Source organism: Cognatilysobacter tabacisoli, assembly GCF_003586305.1.
GTDB classification, from domain to species: Bacteria; Pseudomonadota; Gammaproteobacteria; order Xanthomonadales; family Xanthomonadaceae; genus Cognatilysobacter_A; species Cognatilysobacter_A tabacisoli.
In genome coordinates, this window is record NZ_QXJI01000001.1 from 279676 (window position 1) to 297092 (window position 17417).

Here is a 17417-nt window from a genome sequence, read left to right on the forward strand (position 1 = left end):
TGCGCGCACCGCATCGCACGCCGCGGCCCGCACCCACGCGCGGTCGGGCCGTCCCGGACCCCCGATGCTGCTGAGCCGCGCGCTGCCGACATCGATCGACCTGCTCGACCTGCACCGGTCGGCACCGCTGCGCTTCCCGCTGCTGCTCGAATCGAGCGCGCACGGCACCGCGCAGGGACGCTGGGACCTGCTGCTGGTGGCCGGCGACGAGGCGCTGCGGCTCGGCCCCGACGGCGTCACCCGCGACCCCAGCGGGCAGGCGAAGCCCGGCACGTTCCTCGACGCGCTCGATGCGGCATGGCGCGCGCAGCAGACGGCGCGCGACGAGCCGCGCTGGCCGTTCCGCGGCGGCTGGGCGCTGCTGCTGTCGTACGAGCTGGCCGCGCAGGTGGAGCCGGTGCTGTCGCTGCCGCCGGCCCCGGGCGCCGTCCCGGTAGCGCTCGCGGTCCGCTGCCCGGCCGCGGTGCTGCGTGACCACGCCACGGGCGAATGCGTGGCCGTTGCCGAGTCGGGGTTTGGCCACCTGCTGAATGCGATCGAGCGCGACGCCGCGGCGGCGCTGCGCGCCCCCACGCTGCCGGACTGGCAGGCTCCGGCGCGAATCGACGAGGACGAGGCCGCGCGCTACACCGACGGCGTCGCGCGCGTGATCGACTACCTCGCCGCCGGCGACGTGTTCCAGGTCAACCTGTCGCGCGGCTGGCGCGCGCAGTTCGATCGCCCGCTTGAGCCGGCGGCCCTGTTCCAGCGGTTGCGCGCGCACAACCCGGCCCCGTTCGCGGGCGTGTTCGCCGGCGATGGCTGGGCGGTGGTCAGCGCGTCGCCCGAGCGGCTCGTGTCGGTGCGCGGCGACGTGGTGGAGACCCGGCCGATCGCAGGCACGCGGCCGCGGTTCGCCGGCGACGACGACCGCGCGCGCATCCAGGAGCTGGTCGGCCACCCGAAGGAGCGCGCCGAACACGTGATGCTGATCGACCTGGAGCGCAACGACCTGGGTCGCGTCTGCACGCCCGGCAGCGTCGAGGTCGATGAGCTGATGACGGTCGAGAGCTATGCGCACGTGCACCACATCGTCAGCAACGTGCGCGGGCGCCTGCGGCCCGACGCGACGCCCGGCGAGGTGATCCGCGCAGTCTTCCCGGGCGGCACGATCACCGGCTGCCCGAAGGTGCGGTGCATGCAGATCGTCGCCGAACTCGAGGGCGTGGGACGCGGCGCGTACACCGGTGCGATGGGCTGGCTGAACCGCGACGGGGACCTCGACCTCAACATCCTGATCCGGAGCGCCGAACTCGAACCGGTTTCCGGCGGCACCGAACTGCGCTTCCGCACCGGCGCGGGCATCGTGTTCGACTCGGTGCCCGAGCGCGAGCTCGACGAAACGCGCGCCAAGGCCCGCGGCATGCTGCGCGCGCTCGGAGTCGCGGGATGACGACGCGCGTGTTCGTCGGGGCCGACGAGGTCGCGGCCATCCCGCCGGACGACCGCGGCTTCGCCTACGGCGACGGGCTGTTCGAGACCATGCGCATCCACGGCGGCCGCGTGCCGTGGTGGGACGCGCACTGGGCACGGCTGTCGCGCGGCGCGCGGCATCTGGCGATCGCGCTGCCGCCGGCGCAGCGGGTGCGCGAGGAGGTCGAAGCCGCGAGCCGCGGCGCCGGTACCGGCGTGCTCAAGCTCGTGGTGTCGCGCGGCGCGGGCGGGCGCGGGTACGCGCCGGAGGCGGCGCCGACGCCCACGTGGACGCTCGGCGTCCACCCGCTGCCCGCGTCGCTGCCGGTCGAGGGCATCGCCGTGCGCTGGTGCGGCACCCGGCTCGCGACGCAGCCCGCACTCGCCGGGTTCAAGCACTGCAACCGCCTCGAGCAGGTGCTGGCCCGCGCCGAATGGGCCACAGCGACCGACGCGGAGGCGCATGAGGGGCTGATGCGCAGCATCGACGGCGACGTGGTCTGCGCCACCGCCGCGAACGTGTTCGTGCTGAGCGGCGACGTGTGGCGCACGCCGGCGCTGGACCGCTGCGGCGTGGCCGGCGTCTGCCGGGAACACGTGCTGCGGCTGGTGCCGGCTCACGTCGGCGTTGTGACGGTCGACGAGGTCGAGTCCGCGGACGCGGTGGTCCTGTGCAATGCGGTGCGCGGTATCCTGCCGGTCGCGCGGCTCGGCCTGCGCACCTGGGCGCCGCACCCCGCCGTGCGCGCGCTGCAGCGGCAGCTGGCCGGGCTGCATCCGGCGTTCGTCGTGGAGGAATCGTGAGTCGCAAGCGCAAGGGTGGTTGCCTCGGGGTCGTGTTCAAGCTGTTCGTGCTGCTGGTGCTGGTCGCCGCGGCGGCCGCGTTCTGGCTGTGGCAGCGTTACGACGGGTTCGCCGACGCGCCGATGTCCGGCATCGAGAACGGCGAAGCGCTCGTGGTGGCATCCGGCGACACCGTTCCGGCGGTCGTGCGCAAGCTGCGCGAGGCCGGCGTGGTGGAGGGCGATTCGCTCGAGTGGCGCGCGCTCGCGCGGCAGCTCGGCGCGGCCGGGCGGCTCCAGGTCGGCGAGTACGAGCTGAAGCCGGGCATGACCCCGCGCGAGCTGCTGGAGATGGTCCGCGACGGCCGCATCGTGCAGCGCCGCTTCACCATCGTCGAAGGCTGGAACATCCGCGAACTGCGCGCGGCGCTGAAGCGGGTTGCCGAACTGGAGCAGGAGTCCGCGGGCCTCGACGACGCCGCGCTGATGAAGGCGATCGGCCATGCCGGCCAGCACCCGGAGGGGCGGTTCCTGCCCGAGACCTACGCCTACACGCGCGGCGACAGCGATCTCGACGTGCTGCGCCGCGCGCACGAGGCGATGGCCAAGGCGCTCGACGCCGCGTGGGCGCGCCGCAGCAAGGATTCGGTCCTCAAGACGCCGGACGAGATGCTGGTGCTGGCGTCGATCGTCGAGAAGGAGACCGGCGTCTCCGCCGAGCGCCCGCAGATCGCCGGCCTGTTCGAGCGGCGCCTGCGCATCGGCATGCGCCTGCAGACGGATCCGACCGTGATCTACGGGCTCGGCGCCGCATACGACGGCAACATCCGCAAGCGCGACCTGACCACCGACACGCCGTACAACACGTACACGCGCCCCGGGCTGCCGCCGACGCCGATCGCGATGCCGGGCGTCGACGCGCTCAACGCGGTGGCGAACCCGGCGCCGGGCGACCACCTCTACTTCGTCGCGGTGGGCGACGGCAGCGGCCGCCACCTGTTCGCGCGCACGCTCGCCGAGCATGAGGCCAACGTCCGCGCCTACCTGCAGAACTACCGCAAGGCGCGGCAGGCCGAATCGCAATGACGCTGGCGACGCAGCCGCGCCTGGTCACGCTGGAGGGCGGCGAGGGCGCGGGCAAATCGACCGTACTGGCCGCGCTGCGCGAGGAGATCGCCGCGCGCGGCGACGGGCTCGTCTGCACGCGCGAGCCCGGCGGGACCCCGCTGGCCGAGCAGATCCGCGGCCTGCTGCTGGACACGCACCACGAACCGCCGACCGCCGACACCGAGCTGCTGCTGATGTTCGCCGCGCGCGCCCAGCACGTGGCCGAGACCATCGCCCCGGCGCTCGCGCGCGGCGCGTGGGTGCTGAGCGACCGGTTCACCGATGCCAGCTATGCGTACCAGGGCGCAGCGCGCGGCGGCGACGTCGGTTTCATCGCCGATCTGGAGCGGCGTGTGGTCGGCATCGTGCCGGGCCTGACGCTGCTGCTCGACGTGCCGGTCGACGTGGGGCTGCAGCGCGCCCGCGGGCGCGGCGCCGCCGACCGGATCGAGGGCGAGCGCGAGGACTTCTTCGAGCGCGTGCGCGAGGGCTACCTGGCCCGCGCCGCCGCCGAACCGCACCGCTTCCGCGTCATCGACGCGACCCGGCCGATCGAAGCCGTGGCCGCCGCGGCGCGTGCGCACCTGCGCGACTACATGGCCGGGCTCGCATGAGCGCGTTCGCACCGTGGCAGCAGCGCGCGTACGAGCAGGCGACGGCGGCGCTGGACGCCGGCCGTCTCGGCCACGCGCAGCTGTTCTGTGGCCCGGCGATGCTCGGCAAGCGGGCAGTCGCCGAGCGGCTGGCGCGCCGCGTGCTGTGCCAGCAGCGCATAGACGGCGAGCCGTGCGGGCGCTGCCGCAGCTGCCAGCTGCTCGACGCGGGCACCCACCCGGATTTCCACGTCGTGTCGTTCATCCCCAACAAGGAAGGCACGCGGCTGCGCACCGAGATCATCATCGACCAGATCCGCGCGCTGTCCGAGAAGCTCACGCTGACGACGCAGTACGGCGCCGCGCAGGTCGCGATCCTCGATCCCGCCGACGCGATCAACCACGCCGCGAGCAACGCGTTGCTGAAGACGCTCGAGGAGCCGGTCGACGGCCGCTACCTGTGGCTGGTCAGCGCGAATCCCCACCGGCTGTCGGCGACGATCCGCAGCCGCTGCCAGCGCCTCGAGTTCCGCCTGCCGTCGCGGGAGGAGTCCGTCGCCTGGCTGCGCGCACAGGGCCACCGCGACGCCGAAGCGGCCGAGGCGCTCGACGCGACGCGCGGGCATCCGGGGCTTGCGCACCAGTGGCTCGAGGGCGACGGCATGGCGCTGCGCCGCGAAGTCGCCGGCGACCTCGCGCGGCTGTCGCGCGGCGATGCATCGGCGATCGAGACGGCGCAGCGATGGGCCAGCGACGAGCACGCCGCGCTGCGGCTGCAGCACGCCGCGGACGTCGCGCTGGCCGAGGCGGCCCGCTTGACCGACCCGACCCGAGCGCGCAGTCTGGCGGCGTGGTTCGATCGTGCCAACCGCGTCCGCGATCTGTTGCGCACGACGGTCCGGACCGATCTGGCGATCGTCGAATTGTTGATGGCCTGGCAGGCCGGGGACGGGGCAAGCGTGGCGCGAGGACAGCACGGATGAGTGGAGGCAACGCGGGCGCAGCCGGTGGCGGGGCACGCCAGGGCATCGTCAACCACGCATTCAAGGACAAGGCGGCGCTGTACAGCGCGTACATGCCGTTCCTGAAGGCGGGCGGCATCTTCGTGCCGACGCCGAAGCGCTATTTCCTCGGCGACGAGGTCTTCCTGCTGCTGACGCTGCCCGATTCGACCGAGCGCCTGCCGATCGCCGGCAAGGTCGTCTGGGTGACGCCGCCGGGCGCGCAGGGCAATCGCCCCGCGGGCATCGGCGTGCAATTCGTCGACAGCGCCGAAGGCGAGGCCCTGAAGGGCAAGATCGAAGCGATGCTGGCCGGCACGCTGAACGCCGAGCGCGCCACGCACACGATGTAACGGTCGCGCCAGCGTCGTGCAATGGAAAGAGGCCGCTTGCGCGGCCTCTTTCGTTTGGTCCGGGTGCCGCGTCGCGCTAGGGCCGCAGCGCCGGCGCGTCCCAGCCCGGTCGCGGCGCGAAGCGGTCGCCGTAGCGCGCGTGCAGCTGCTGCAGGCGAGCCAGCAACGCGTCGGCACCGGCCTCGCGGATGTACTGGATCGGCCCGCCGCGGAACGGCGCGAATCCGGTGCCGAAGATCACGCCGGCGTCGAGCAGGTCGGCATCGGCGACCACGCCGTCGTGCAGGCACGCGACCGCCTCGTTGAGCAGCGGCAGGACCAGCCTGTCCTCGAGGTCGGACGGCGCCTGGTATTCCTTAGCCAGCGCCGGCTTCACCGCGCGCCCGTTCTCCCACTTGTACAGGCCCTGTCCGTCCTTCTTGCCGCGCTTGCCGGCCTCCGGCGGCGTCGACAGCGACGCCGGGATCGGCAGGCCGAGGAACGGGGCGAGCTCGGCACCGACGCCGGCAGCGACGTCGAGCCCGACCGTGTCGATCAGCTCGATCGGCCCCATCGGCATGCCGAACTTGACCGCGGCCTTGTCGATCGCCGCGCCGGGAATGCCCTCGGCGTACGCCGTCGCGGCTTCGAGCAGGTACGGAAACAGCACGCGGTTGACGAGGAATCCCGGCGTGCCGGCGACCGGCACCGGCAGCTTGTCGATCGCCTTGCAGAACGCTGCGAGGCGCTGCTCCACGTCCGGCGTCAGCGCGTCGTGGCGGATGATCTCCACCAGCGGCATCAGCGCGACCGGGTTGAAGTAGTGCAGGCCGGCGAACTGCGCCGGGCGCGCGATGTGCCCGCGCAGTTCGGTCAGCGGAATCGACGAGGTGTTGGTGGTCAGCAGCGCGTCGGCCTTCATCCGCCGCTCGACGGCCGCGTAGAGCTCGCGCTTGGCCTCGGCCTTCTCGATGATCGCCTCGATGACGAGGTCGGCGTGGGGCACGCCGTCGCCGGCGAGGTCGCCCTTCAACCGGCCCGCGACGGCCGCGCGCTTGGACTCGTCCTTGACCTTCTTGTCGAACAGTGCGGTCGACCGCTGCAGCGCGGCGTCGACGAAGCGCTGCTCGCGGTCCTGCAGCGTGACCTCGAAGCCCTTGTAGGCCGACCACGCCGCGATGTCGCCGCCCATCACGCCGGCGCCGACGACGTGCACGTGCCTGATGCCGTGATCCTTCCCGCCGAGCCCTTTCAGCCGCTCCTGCAGGAAGAACACCCGGATCAGGTTGCGCGCGGTCGGCGTTGAGGCGAGCTTGACCACGGCCTTGCGCTCGGCGGCGAGGCGCCCCTGGATGCCGGCGCCGCCGCTGCGCTCCCACGCGCCGATCAGCGCGTACGGCGCGGGATAGTGCTCCTTGCGCGCCTTGCGGGCGACCTGCTTGGCCAGCATCGGCGCCAGCAGCTTGCGGGCGGGCAGGGTGTTCGTCGCCCAGCCGAGCAGGCGCTGCTTGAACGGGCGCTGGGTGCCGCGCAGGCCGAGCATCGCCGCCTCCTGCACGAGGTCGGCCGGCTCGGCGAGCTTGTCGACCAGCCCCATCGCGCGCGCGGCCGAGGCCGACAGCGTGCGGCCCGTGAGCATCAGGTCGAACGCGGCCGGCGCGCCGACCAGGCGCGGCAGCCGCGCGCTGCCGCCCCAGCCGGGGAAGATGCCGAGCTTGACCTCGGGCAGGCCGATGCGCGTGGACGGATCGCGACTGGCGACGCGGTACCGGCACGCGAGCGCGAGCTCGGTGCCGCCGCCCATGCAGAAGCCGTGGATCGCCGCCACCGTCGGGCACGGCAGCTCGGCCAGTCGCTGGAACACCTGCTGGCCGCGGCGGATCGCGCCGTCGACCGTGCCCTGCTGGTCGAAGACCTGGAACTCCTTGATGTCGGCGCCGGCGATGAAGCCGCTGGCCTTGGCCGAGCGCACCACGAGCGCCTTGGGCGGATCCAGCGCGAGGCGCTCGAGCAGGCCGTCGAGTTCGACCAGCACGTCCTGGCCGAACGTGTTGACCGATGCGCCGGCACGGTCGAACGACAGAACGACGACGCCGTCGCCGCGCAGTTCGGTCGTCCAGTGCTGGGCGCGGAGGCCGTCGAAGCGCGACAGCCCGTGCAGGCCTGCGGTCATGCTGCACCATCCGTTCACGTATGGAATAGGCCGCTATCATCCCGAGGATGTTTCGACGCCGTCAAATCGCGGCGTCCCGCGGCCCGCGTCCGGTGCGTGACGCTTGGCGCTTGCGGATGGCACGCCGCGGCCCGATGTTGGTCGGTGTCAATGAATGCGCGGCGCGCGGCGGGCGGATGCCCGGGCGCCGCGGAACTTTCCCCCGGATGGGTGGTCACAGTGCCCGGCCATGGCCGAGCTGACAGGAGTGCCGGCGCGCCGTATGGCCGAACAAGAGTTGGACAGACAGCTGGAACTCGACCAGGAGCTGGTCAGGCGTGTACAGCGAGGCGACAGTGCGGCCTTCGATGCCCTGGTGCGCAAGTACCAGCACCGGATCGTCGGACTGATCGGGCGCTACATCGCCGACTGGAGCGAGTGCCAGGACGTCGCCCAGGAAACGTTCATCCGTGCCTACCGGGCGCTGCCGAACTTCCGGGGCGATGCCCAGTTCTATACGTGGCTGCACCGGATCGCCGTGAACACCGCCAAGAACCATTTGGTCTCGCAGAACCGCCGTCCTCCCAACGAGGACATCGACGCCGCCGACGCCGAGCAGTTCGATGGCGGCGCGCGCCTGCGCGACACCGATACGCCCGAGCGCGAGCTGCTGCGTCAGGAGATCGAGCGCACCGTGATGCGGGCGGTCGACGGCCTGCCGGAGGACCTGAAGGTCGCCATCACCCTGCGCGAGGTGGACGGCCTGAGCTACGACGAGATCGCGCAGAAGATGGACTGCCCGATCGGCACCGTGCGTTCGCGGATCTTCCGCGCCCGCGAGGCGATCGATGCGCAGCTGCGCCCCCTGCTCGATAACGACCAACGCGAACGTGCCCACCGATGATGTCGACCCTCAATCCGCACGATGACCGTGATGCCCTCAGCGCGCTGTTCGACGGCGAGCTGCAGGGCGATGCCGCGCGCTTCGCGCTGAAGCGGTTGGCCCACGACCCGCAGTGGCGGGAGAGCTTCAGCCGTTGGCAGCTGGCCGGCGACGCGATGCGCGGCCGCGCGACCGCGGCTGCCCCGCTCGATTTCGCCGACGGGGTCGCGGCACGCCTCGCGCGCGAGTCGGCGGCCACGGTGGTGCCAATCGCCATGGGCGAGCGCGTCGCCGCAGGCGAGCACGCGACGGTGGTGGCGTCGGGTTCCAGCGCGGGCGCCTTGTCGCGGCGGCGCTGGCTGGGCGGCGCCGCGCTGGCGGCGTCGGTCGCGATGGCGGCGCTGTTCGTCGGCCGCCCGTTCTCCGGCGGCGATGTGGCCCCGGCGTCGACTCCGATCGTCGCCGACGCTCCCGCGACGACGCCCGTCGCTGCGGCGCCCGCGGCGGCCGAGCCTGCCGCCGCCGCGCCGGTGCTGGCGGCCAGCGCCGTCGCGGTGGCCGTCGCCGAGGCCCCGCGGCGTGCCGCCGAGCGCCGTTCGCGCGGCCAATCGCAGCGCGCGGCGCTGCGCGCCCAGCAGCGGACGACGCAGGTCGTCGCCGCGGCCGCGTCCAGCGCGGCGCCGCCGGTCGTGGTTGCCACCAGCGCCGCGCCGGCTTCGGCCGACCCGTTCCGTCCGCTGCCGGCCGACACGATCACCGCCCGTCCGTGGCCGCGCGCGGCCCTGCCGAACTACCCGGCCACCGGCGCGCTGACCGCCAGCAGCGGCGCGAGCCTGGCGTCGGCGCCGTCGTTCTATCCGTTCGAACCTCGGCTGGATCCCAGCGCCGCCCCGTCCTCCGACGCCGGCCCCCAGCCCTGACGCACCGCTGCTGGCCCCGTGACGCGGCCGGCGTCGCGCGTGGCGCCCGCGCCGCGCGCTGCCCAATGCCATTCCCCTGTCCATCGCTCCTTTCGAGGCCGATCGCATGAACCGCCCGCTCCGCACCATCGCCGTGCTCGGCCTGCTGGCCGCCACGCTCCCCATCGCGTGCACCGCGCAGCAGCCGCCCGCCGAGGCGCGCGCGCCGGCGCCGACCGCCGTGCCCGCCGCGCCGATCGTCACCGGCCTGCCGGACTTCACCAGGCTGGTCGACCAGGTCGGCCCGGCCGTCGTCAGCGTCAGCGCCGAGTCCGCGCCGCGCCGCGCCGTGCGCGGGCAGATGCCGGACGAAGCGGAGATCCCCGAGTTCTTCCGCCGCTTCTTCGGCGACGATCTGCCGATCCCGGGTGGTCCGGGCGGCCCGGGCCAGGGCGGCCCGCGCATGCCGCGCGGCGGGGGCACCTCGCTGGGCACCGGGTTCCTGATTTCGGCCGACGGCTACATCCTGACCAACCACCACGTGGTCGCAGGCGCCGACACGGTGACGGTCCGGCTCAATGACCGGCGCGAGCTGGCGGCGAAGGTCGTCGGCAGCGATGCGCAGTCCGACGTGGCGCTGCTCAAGGTGGATGCCAAGGGCCTGCCGATGCTGCGCACCGGCGATTCCGACCGCCTGAAGCCCGGCCAGTGGGTCGTCGCGATCGGCTCGCCGTTCGGCCTCGACCAGTCGGTCACCGCCGGCATCGTCAGCGCGGTCGGTCGCAGCAATCCGTACGCGGACCAGCGCTACGTGCCCTTCATCCAGACCGACGTCGCGATCAACCGCGGCAACTCGGGCGGCCCGCTGCTGAACACCAGCGGCGAAGTAGTCGGCATCAATTCGCAGATCTTCAGCAACTCCGGCGGCTACATGGGCGTGAGCTTCGCGATCCCGATCGACGTGGCGATGAGCGCGGTCGACCAGCTCAAGCGCACCGGCCGGGTCAGCCGCGGCCAGCTCGGCGTGCAGGTGCAGCAGATCACCAGCGAGTCCGCGCGTGGGCTGGGGCTGCCCGACACCAGCGGCGCCCTCGTCGCGGACCTGGTCGCCGGCGGCGCCGCGGCGAAGGCCGGCTTGCAGCGCGGCGACGTGATCCGCTCGGTCAACGGCAGCCCGGTGAATGTCTCCAGCGACCTGCCGCCGCTGATCGGCGGCATGTCGCCTGGCTCGAAGGTGCGGCTGGGCGTGCTGCGCGACGGCAAGCCGCGCGACATCACGGTGGTGCTCGACGAGCTCGACGAAGGCCTCGCCGGCGGCGCGGTCGACACCCCGGCGCCGAACGCGCCGGCCGCGCCCTCACCGGCCACCAATGCACTCGGCCTGGTCGCGCAGGACCTGGCCACGGCCGAGCGCCAGCGCCTCGGCCTGCAGGCGGGCGAGGGCGTCCGCCTGGCGCGCGTCACCGGCGAGGCGGCGATCGAGGCCGGCCTGCAGTCCGGCGACGTGGTGCTGGCGGTCGGGCGCAACAGCGTCGGCAGCGTGGCCGACCTCAATCGCGAGCTGGCGCCGGTCCGCGCCGGCCAGACGGTGATGCTTCTGGTCCGGCGCGGTGGCGCGACCCAGTTCGTGGCCGTGACGGCCGACGGCGCGCGCGGCGCCGGTTGATCCCCGGCCCGTGAGGCCCTGCCGCCAACCCGCGGCGGCAGGGCCACTGAATGCGTGTGCGATAATTGCCCGTTACCTCCCAGGTCCCCCGGCGCGTTGTCGCCCACGCATGCAGCAGATCCGTAATTTTTCCATCATCGCCCACGTCGACCACGGCAAGTCGACCCTGGCCGACCGCATCATCCAGCTCTGCGGCGGCCTCGAGGCCCGCGAGATGGAAGCGCAGGTGCTCGACTCCAATCCGATCGAACGCGAGCGCGGCATCACCATCAAGGCGCAGTCCGTGTCGCTGCCGTACAAGGCCAAGGACGGGCTGACCTATTTCCTGAACTTCATCGACACGCCCGGCCACGTCGACTTCAGCTACGAGGTCAGCCGTTCGCTGGCCGCGTGCGAAGGCGCGCTGCTCGTCGTCGATGCCGCGCAGGGCGTCGAGGCGCAGTCGGTCGCCAACTGCTACACCGCGGTCGAGCAGGGGCTGGAAGTCGTGCCGGTGATCAACAAGATCGACCTGCCGACGGCCGACATCCCCAAGGTCAAGGCCGAGATCGAAGCGGTGATCGGCATCGACGCCGAGGACGCGGTCGCGATCAGCGCCAAGACCGGTCTCAACATCGTCGACGTGCTCGAGGCGATCGTGCAGCGCATCCCGCCGCCGAAGCCGCGCGACACCGACAAGCTGCAGGCGCTGATCATCGACTCGTGGTTCGACAACTACCTCGGCGTGGTCAGCCTCGTGCGCGTAATGCAGGGCGAGATCAAGCCCGGCGACAAGCTGCTGGTGATGTCGACCGGCCGCACCCACCAGGTCGACAAGGTCGGCGTGTTCACGCCCAAGCGCAAGGAGCTGACCAAGCTCGGCGCGGGCGAGGTCGGCTGGGTGCACGCTTCGATCAAGGACGTCCACGGCGCGCCGGTCGGCGACACGCTGACGCTGGCCGGCGATCCGGCGCCGAAGCCGCTGCCGGGCTTCCAGGAGATGCAGCCGCGCGTGTTCGCGGGCCTGTTCCCGGTCGACGCGGAGGACTACCCGGACCTGCGCGAGGCGCTCGAGAAGCTGCGGCTCAACGACGCCGCGCTGCGCTTCGAGCCGGAGAGCTCGGAGGCGATGGGCTTCGGCTTCCGCTGCGGCTTCCTCGGCATGCTGCACATGGAAATCGTGCAGGAGCGCTTGGAGCGCGAGTACGACCTCAACCTGATCAGCACCGCGCCCACGGTGATCTACGAGGTGCTCAAGACCGACGGCACGATCGTGCCGATGGACAACCCGGCCAAGCTGCCGCCGGTGAACCAGGTCGAGGAGATCCGCGAGCCGATCATCCGCGCCAACATCCTCACGCCGCCGGACTACGTCGGCAACGTGATCACGCTGTGCGAGGAGAAGCGCGGCAGCCAGATCGGCATCCAGTACATGGGCGGCCAGGTGCAGATCAGCTACGAGCTGCCGATGGCCGAGGTCGTGCTGGACTTCTTCGACAAGCTCAAGTCGGTCAGCCGCGGCTACGCGTCGCTGGACTACCACTTCCTGCGCTTCGACGCCGGCCCGTTCGTGCGCGTCGACACGCTGATCAACGGCGACAAGGTCGACGCGCTGAGCATCATCACCCACCGCAGCCACGCCGACCGCCGCGGCCGCGACTTGTGCGAGCGCATGAAGGAGCTGATCCCGCGGCAGATGTTCGACGTGGCGATCCAGGCCGCGATCGGTTCGCAGGTGATCGCCCGTTCGACGGTCAAGGCGATGCGCAAGAACGTGCTGGCCAAGTGCTACGGCGGCGACATCAGCCGCAAGAAGAAGCTCCTCGAGAAGCAGAAAGAGGGCAAGAAGCGGATGAAGCAGGTCGGCCGCGTCGAGATCCCGCAGGAAGCCTTCCTCGCGGTGCTGCAGGTTGACAACAAGTAGGCGCATGGGTCGCGCGCGCGGTTCCGCCGGCTCGACCGGAGCGGAGCGGTCCGCGACTGTGACCGGCCGCGGGTCCGCCGCTATGCTCGCCAGGCCGGGCCCGGCCGCGCTCCGCCGAGGCGCGGGCCCGCTCGATGCTCCCGGCATTTTCCAATCTGGATTTCTGCTCCAAAGGAGCGCGCATGCGTTGGTTTGAAATCGCCCTGGTCGTCCTGACCGCGTTCACCGGCCTGGTCTGGCTGATCGATGCGCTGTTCCTGGCCAAGCGCCGCGCGGCCGGCGCCGGCCTGCTCGACGAAGGCGGCGAGCCAGTGGTCGTCGACTACTCCAAGGCGTTCTTCCCGGTGCTGGTGATCGTGCTGGTGCTGCGCAGCTTCATCGCCGAGCCGTTCCGGATCCCGTCGAACTCGATGATGCCGACCCTGCTGACCGGCGACTTCATCCTGGTCAACAAGTTCACCTACGGCCTGCGCCTGCCGATCAACAACCACAAGGTCGTGCCGCTGGGCGAGCCGGAGCGCGGCGACGTGGTGGTGTTCCGCCCGCCGCACCACCCCGACCAGGACTGGATCAAGCGCGTGATCGGGCTGCCCGGGGACCGGATCGCCTACCGCGACAACCAGGTGTCGGTGAACGGGACGGTGCTGCCATACGAACTGAAGGGGCCGTTCGAGGGCACCGGCAACGGCACCGAGATGACCGGCGCCTCGCTGCTGGCCGAACAGCTGCCCGGCCGCACCCACGACGTCCTCGAGCGCGAGGACCTGCCGTTCCTCGACCAGGGCGAGGGCGAGTGGGTGGTCCCGCCGGGCCATTATTTCGTGATGGGCGACAATCGCGACAACAGCGAGGACAGCCGATACTGGGGCTTCCTGCCGGAGCGTAACCTGCGCGGCAAGGCGTTCCTGATCTGGATGAACTTCGACCGGCGCGCCGGCGGTGTCGACTTCGGTCGCATCGGCAGCCGCATTCCGTAAGATCAGGCGCGCGACGCGTCGACTGGCGACACGCCACACAACTGGGGAGAGCAAGGGGATGAAAGGTAAGCAGAGCGGCATGACCCTGATCGGGTTCATCCTGGTCCTGGGCGTGGTCGGCGTGTTCGTGTACATGGGCATGAAGCTGATCCCGATGTACTCCGAGTACTACGCGGTCAAGCAGGCGCTGAACGGGCTGGCCAGCGAGCCGGGCGTCGCCGAGAAGGACCCGGCGAAGCTCAAGGACCTGTTCTTCCGCCGCCTGTACATCAGCTACGCCGACAACATCAAGACCGAGAACGTCAAGGTCACGCGCAAGGAAGCCGGCTGGATGATGACGGTCGACTACGAAGTGCGTAAGCCGCTGATCGCCAACCTCGACGTGGTCGGCGTGTTCCACGCCGAAAAGGAACTGAGCCGTCGCAGTGGGATCGAGTGACCCCAGTCGCCACTCCCTGACGGCGCCGGCGTTCGGCCGGCCCGAGCTGCTGGCGCAGGCGCTGACCCACCGCAGCGCCGGCAGCCCGCACAACGAGCGCCTCGAATTCCTCGGCGACGCGCTCGTCAACCTGTTCATCGCCGAGGCGCTGTACGCGCGCTGGCCGCAGGTCGACGAAGGCGCGCTGACCCGCGCCCGCGCCGAGCTGGTGCGCGAATCGGCGCTGGCGTCCATCGCACGTGAACTCGACCTCGGCCCGCGGCTGACGATGGGCCCGGGCGAGATGAAATCCGGCGGTCACCGCCGCGATTCGATCCTCGCCGATGCGGTTGAGGCGCTGGTCGCGGCGATCTACCTCGATGCCGGCTTCGAGGCCTGCCGCGCCGCCGTGCTGCCGTGGTTCGAGCCGGCGATGGCCGCGCTGCCGCCGCCGCACAAGGTCGGCAAGGACGCCAAGACCCGGCTGCAGGAATGGCTGCAGGGCCGGCAGAAGCCGCTGCCGGTGTACACCCTGCTGTCCGAGTCGGGCGAGGAGCACGCCAAGCAGTTCCGCGTGCGCTGCGAGCTGCTGCAGCCGCCGCTGGCCACCGAGGGCGAGGGCGGTTCGCGCCGGGCGGCCGAGCAGATCGCCGCCGACGCGGCCTTGGCCCTCGTCGACCCGCCGCGCGGCGCACGCTGAGCCGCGCTTCGGCAGCGCCTGATCGGGCCGGCCTTCGCGGCCCAGCCGGTACAATCCCCGCATGACTACCTCCCCCCACCGCGCCGGCCACGTGGCCGTGATCGGGCGCCCGAACGTCGGCAAGTCGACGCTGGTCAACGCGCTGGTCGGCGCCAAGGTCAGCATCACCTCGAGCCGCCCGCAGACCACGCGCCACCAGCTGCTCGGCATCGCCACGTTCCCCGAGGGCCAGCTGCTGCTGGTCGACACGCCCGGCATCCACCGCGAACAGAAGCGCGCGATGAACCGCTGGATGAATCGTGCGGCCCGCGGCGCGCTGGAGGGCGTCGACGCCGCGCTGCTGGTGGTCCGCGCCGGGCGGTGGGACGACGAGGACGCGCTCGCGTTCGACGCGTTGAAGAAGGCCGGCCTGCCGGTCGTGCTGGTGGTCAACCAGGTCGACAAGATCAAGGACAAGGCCGCGCTGCTGCCGTACCTGGCCAAGGTCAGCGAGGGCCGCGACTTCGCCGGCGTGCACCCGGTCTCGGCGCTCAAGCGCAGCGGCCTCGACCCGCTGGTCAAGACGCTGCTGGCCCTAGTGCCCGAGCAGGACGCCCTTTACGGCGAGGACGAGATCACCGACAAGAGCCAGCGCTTCCTCGCCGGCGAGATGGTGCGCGAGCAGCTGATGCGCCAGCTCGGCGAAGAGCTGCCGTACGCGACCACGGTCGAGATCGAGAAGTTCGAGGTCGACGGCACAATGCTGCGCATCGGCGCGGTGGTGTGGGTCGAACGCGACGGCCAGAAGGCGATCGTGATCGGCAAGGGCGGCGAGCGGCTGCGCGAGATCGGCTCGCGCTCGCGCCAGCAGATGGAAAAACTGTTCGGCGCCAAGGTGTTCCTCGAGACGTGGGTGCGCGTGCGCGAGGGCTGGTCGGACGACGAAGCCGCGCTGCGCGCGTTCGGCTACCACGACTGATCGCCGCGATTACCCGCGCGCGCTGACCGATGCGCTACCAGGCCGAACCCGCCTTCGTCCTGCACGCGCGGCCGTGGCGCGAGACCAGCCTGCTGGTCGAAGTGCTGAGCGAGCAGCACGGCCGCATCGGGCTGGTCGCGCGCGGCGTGCAGACGCCCAAGCGCCACTTGCTGCGCGCCGCGCTGCAGCCGCTGCAGGCGATCCGCTTCGATGCCGTGCAGCACGGCGAACTCGCACGGCTGACCGCCGCCGAAGCCATCGACGCCGCGCCGCGCCTGCTCGGCGAGGCGATGCTGGCCGGCTTCTACGTCAGCGAGCTGACCCTGCGCCTGGCGCCGCGCCACGATCCGTCGCCCGAGCTGTACCACGCGTACGCGATCACGCGAGAGCGCCTGCGCGCGCAGGAGCCGCTGGCGTGGACGCTGCGGCGCTTCGAACGCGACCTGCTCGACGCGCTCGGCGTCGGCTTCGACTGGGCCAGCGACGGCGACGGCGCCGACATCGACCCGGCGGCGCGCTACCGGCTCGACCCCGAGCACGGGCCGCGCCGGTTGCTGAGCGATCGCGGCCGCGCCGACCGCAGCGAGGCGGCGACCGGACGCGCGCTGCTCGCGGTTGCCGCGGACCGCATGCCGTCGATCGACGACCTCGCCAGCCTGCGCCGCGCGATGCGCGGCGTGCTGGCCCATCACCTCGGGCCACGCGGGCTCAAGTCGTGGGAGCTGATCGGCGACCTGGCGCGGGTGTCGCGTCGCGAAGCACCCGGCGGTGCGCCCGCCGTCGCCGCAGTCGGGCCCACGGACGACCCGGCTAACGGTGCCGCGGAAGGCGGCGCTCACCCCGACGGCGAAGGCGCCTGATCGACGGTGTCGCGTGCTGCCTCGCGGAAGCGGGCGAGCAGCGCGTCCGAGCGCGGTCCGGTGCCCAGCGCCTGCGCGGCCGCGGCCAGACGCGCCGCGCCAACGAAGCCGCAGCTGGCGCGCAGTTTATGCAGCTCGGCGCTGATCGACTCGGCATCGCCGGTCGCTGCGGCGCGCTCGATGCGGTCGACGACGCCCGGCAGTTCACCTAGGAACAGCCCGCGCAGCGTCGCCACATGCGCGGCGTTGCCGGCCAGCGCGCGTGCGGCCGCGGCGTCGTCCCAGACCGGTAGCTTGGGCCCGAGCGCCGCCAGGTCGGTCGATACCGGGCTGCCTGGGGGCCGCCCCAGTGCCCGCCGGATCGCCGCCTGCACCGCGGCGGCGGGCAGCGGTTTGACCAGCACTTCGCTGAAGCCCCCACCGATCAGCCCGTCGGCGGCGGCGCGGGTCGTGTCGGCGGTGTGCGCGACGGCGGCGGCGTGCGCATCGTCCGCACGCAGGCGCGCGAGCAGCTCGACGCCGCGGCCGTCCGGCAGGTTCGCGTCGACCAGCCACAGTGCGTAGCGGTGCCGCGCGCCCAGCGTCACCGCGGCGTGAATGCTGTCGGCGCTGTCGACGCGTGCCGGCGTCGCCTCCGCCGCCGCGGCGAGGAAGGCGCGGCTCACGGCGTCGTCCTCGACCAGCAGGATGCGCGGCAGATCGCCCGTCGGAAGGTTCATGGCGTGCTCGCGCTC

The 17417-nt window shown here is 72.1% G+C and carries 17 protein-coding genes; 15 read left to right on the forward strand and 2 right to left on the reverse strand.

The features are described from left to right. Positions 1–64: 64 nt before the first annotated feature. Genes D3A60_RS05930 through D3A60_RS05955 form a run of 6 tightly spaced genes read left to right on the forward strand, consistent with a single transcriptional unit; the run spans position 65 to position 5288 of the window. On the forward strand, positions 65–1432 hold the full coding sequence (locus tag D3A60_RS05930; RefSeq protein WP_119717808.1) for an aminodeoxychorismate synthase component I: 1368 nt from the start codon (positions 65–67) through the stop codon (positions 1430–1432). Further along, complete coding sequence (pabC, locus tag D3A60_RS05935; protein ID WP_119717809.1) at positions 1429–2256, forward strand: aminodeoxychorismate lyase; 828 nt, start codon at positions 1429–1431, stop codon at positions 2254–2256. The genes D3A60_RS05930 and pabC overlap by 4 nt, the downstream gene beginning before the upstream one ends. Continuing rightward, the gene (gene mltG, locus D3A60_RS05940) at positions 2253–3320 is read left to right on the forward strand and encodes an endolytic transglycosylase MltG (RefSeq protein ID WP_119717810.1); all 1068 of its coding nucleotides are present in this window, start codon (positions 2253–2255) and stop codon (positions 3318–3320) included. The genes pabC and mltG overlap by 4 nt, the downstream gene beginning before the upstream one ends. Beyond that, positions 3311–3955, forward strand: a complete 645-nt coding sequence (gene tmk, locus D3A60_RS05945; RefSeq protein ID WP_407062772.1) for a dTMP kinase — start codon at positions 3311–3313, stop codon at positions 3953–3955. The genes mltG and tmk overlap by 10 nt, the downstream gene beginning before the upstream one ends. After that, positions 3952–4917 (forward strand): DNA polymerase III subunit delta', encoded by a 966-nt coding sequence (locus D3A60_RS05950; RefSeq protein ID WP_119717812.1) that lies wholly within the window; start codon positions 3952–3954, stop codon positions 4915–4917. The genes tmk and D3A60_RS05950 overlap by 4 nt, the downstream gene beginning before the upstream one ends. After that, a complete protein-coding gene (locus tag D3A60_RS05955) occupies positions 4914–5288 on the forward strand; it encodes a PilZ domain-containing protein (RefSeq protein WP_119717813.1) in 375 nt (124 codons plus the stop codon). The genes D3A60_RS05950 and D3A60_RS05955 overlap by 4 nt, the downstream gene beginning before the upstream one ends. Positions 5289–5364: 76 nt before the next feature. Here the strand turns inward: D3A60_RS05955 and D3A60_RS05960 are convergent, their stop codons facing one another. Further along, a complete protein-coding gene (locus D3A60_RS05960; RefSeq protein WP_119717814.1) occupies positions 5365–7440 on the reverse strand; it encodes a 3-hydroxyacyl-CoA dehydrogenase NAD-binding domain-containing protein in 2076 nt (691 codons plus the stop codon). Positions 7441–7702: 262 nt separating this feature from the next. On the opposite strand from D3A60_RS05960, the gene rpoE reads away from it, so the two are divergent. The 9 genes from rpoE (at position 7703) to recO (ending at position 16683) form a co-directional block, all read left to right on the forward strand. Beyond that, positions 7703–8323, forward strand: a complete 621-nt coding sequence (rpoE, locus tag D3A60_RS05965; protein WP_119717815.1) for an RNA polymerase sigma factor RpoE — start codon at positions 7703–7705, stop codon at positions 8321–8323. Next, a complete protein-coding gene (locus D3A60_RS05970; RefSeq protein WP_119717816.1) occupies positions 8320–9222 on the forward strand; it encodes a sigma-E factor negative regulatory protein in 903 nt (300 codons plus the stop codon). Before rpoE ends, D3A60_RS05970 begins: the two co-directional genes overlap by 4 nt. 106 nt (positions 9223–9328) lie before the next feature. Beyond that, the gene (locus tag D3A60_RS05975; protein WP_119717817.1) at positions 9329–10867 is read left to right on the forward strand and encodes a Do family serine endopeptidase; all 1539 of its coding nucleotides are present in this window, start codon (positions 9329–9331) and stop codon (positions 10865–10867) included. A gap of 109 nt (positions 10868–10976) precedes the next feature. After that, complete coding sequence (gene lepA / locus D3A60_RS05980) at positions 10977–12770, forward strand: translation elongation factor 4 (RefSeq protein WP_119717818.1); 1794 nt, start codon at positions 10977–10979, stop codon at positions 12768–12770. 182 nt (positions 12771–12952) lie between these two features. Beyond that, entirely contained in the window at positions 12953–13747 is a 795-nt protein-coding gene (gene lepB / locus D3A60_RS05985) for a signal peptidase I (RefSeq protein WP_119717819.1), read from the forward strand. Positions 13748–13805: 58 nt separating this feature from the next. Then, positions 13806–14186 carry a DUF4845 domain-containing protein gene (locus D3A60_RS05990; protein WP_119717820.1) on the forward strand — a complete coding sequence of 127 codons (381 nt, stop codon included), beginning with the start codon at positions 13806–13808 and terminating at the stop codon, positions 14184–14186. Next, entirely contained in the window at positions 14173–14865 is a 693-nt protein-coding gene (gene rnc, locus D3A60_RS05995; RefSeq protein WP_119717821.1) for a ribonuclease III, read from the forward strand. The genes D3A60_RS05990 and rnc overlap by 14 nt, the downstream gene beginning before the upstream one ends. A gap of 61 nt (positions 14866–14926) precedes the next feature. Beyond that, complete coding sequence (gene era / locus D3A60_RS06000; protein ID WP_119717822.1) at positions 14927–15823, forward strand: GTPase Era; 897 nt, start codon at positions 14927–14929, stop codon at positions 15821–15823. Positions 15824–15852: 29 nt separating this feature from the next. After that, positions 15853–16683, forward strand: a complete 831-nt coding sequence (gene recO / locus D3A60_RS06005) for a DNA repair protein RecO (RefSeq protein ID WP_119717823.1) — start codon at positions 15853–15855, stop codon at positions 16681–16683. Here the strand turns inward: recO and D3A60_RS06010 are convergent. Beyond that, a complete protein-coding gene (locus D3A60_RS06010; RefSeq protein ID WP_196778665.1) occupies positions 16659–17402 on the reverse strand; it encodes a response regulator in 744 nt (247 codons plus the stop codon). The genes recO and D3A60_RS06010 overlap by 25 nt on opposite strands. Positions 17403–17417: the final 15 nt, after the last annotated feature.

Excerpts from the sequence above, each read along its gene's own strand:
- D3A60_RS05930 (WP_119717808.1), top strand. The coding sequence starts at position 65 with ATGCTGCTGAGCCGCGCGCTGCCGACATCGATCGACCTGCTCGACCTG.
- pabC (WP_119717809.1), top strand. The coding sequence starts at position 1,429 with ATGACGACGCGCGTGTTCGTCGGGGCCGACGAGGTCGCGGCCATCCCG.
- D3A60_RS05950 (WP_119717812.1), top strand. The coding sequence starts at position 3,952 with ATGAGCGCGTTCGCACCGTGGCAGCAGCGCGCGTACGAGCAGGCGACG.
- D3A60_RS05955 (WP_119717813.1), top strand. The coding sequence starts at position 4,914 with ATGAGTGGAGGCAACGCGGGCGCAGCCGGTGGCGGGGCACGCCAGGGC.
- D3A60_RS05960 (WP_119717814.1), bottom strand. The coding sequence starts at position 7,440 with ATGACCGCAGGCCTGCACGGGCTGTCGCGCTTCGACGGCCTCCGCGCC.
- rpoE (WP_119717815.1), top strand. The coding sequence starts at position 7,703 with ATGGCCGAACAAGAGTTGGACAGACAGCTGGAACTCGACCAGGAGCTG.
- D3A60_RS05970 (WP_119717816.1), top strand. The coding sequence starts at position 8,320 with ATGATGTCGACCCTCAATCCGCACGATGACCGTGATGCCCTCAGCGCG.
- D3A60_RS05975 (WP_119717817.1), top strand. The coding sequence starts at position 9,329 with ATGAACCGCCCGCTCCGCACCATCGCCGTGCTCGGCCTGCTGGCCGCC.
- lepA (WP_119717818.1), top strand. The coding sequence starts at position 10,977 with ATGCAGCAGATCCGTAATTTTTCCATCATCGCCCACGTCGACCACGGC.
- lepB (WP_119717819.1), top strand. The coding sequence starts at position 12,953 with ATGCGTTGGTTTGAAATCGCCCTGGTCGTCCTGACCGCGTTCACCGGC.
- D3A60_RS05990 (WP_119717820.1), top strand. The coding sequence starts at position 13,806 with ATGAAAGGTAAGCAGAGCGGCATGACCCTGATCGGGTTCATCCTGGTC.
- era (WP_119717822.1), top strand. The coding sequence starts at position 14,927 with ATGACTACCTCCCCCCACCGCGCCGGCCACGTGGCCGTGATCGGGCGC.
- recO (WP_119717823.1), top strand. The coding sequence starts at position 15,853 with ATGCGCTACCAGGCCGAACCCGCCTTCGTCCTGCACGCGCGGCCGTGG.
- D3A60_RS06010 (WP_196778665.1), bottom strand. The coding sequence starts at position 17,402 with ATGAACCTTCCGACGGGCGATCTGCCGCGCATCCTGCTGGTCGAGGAC.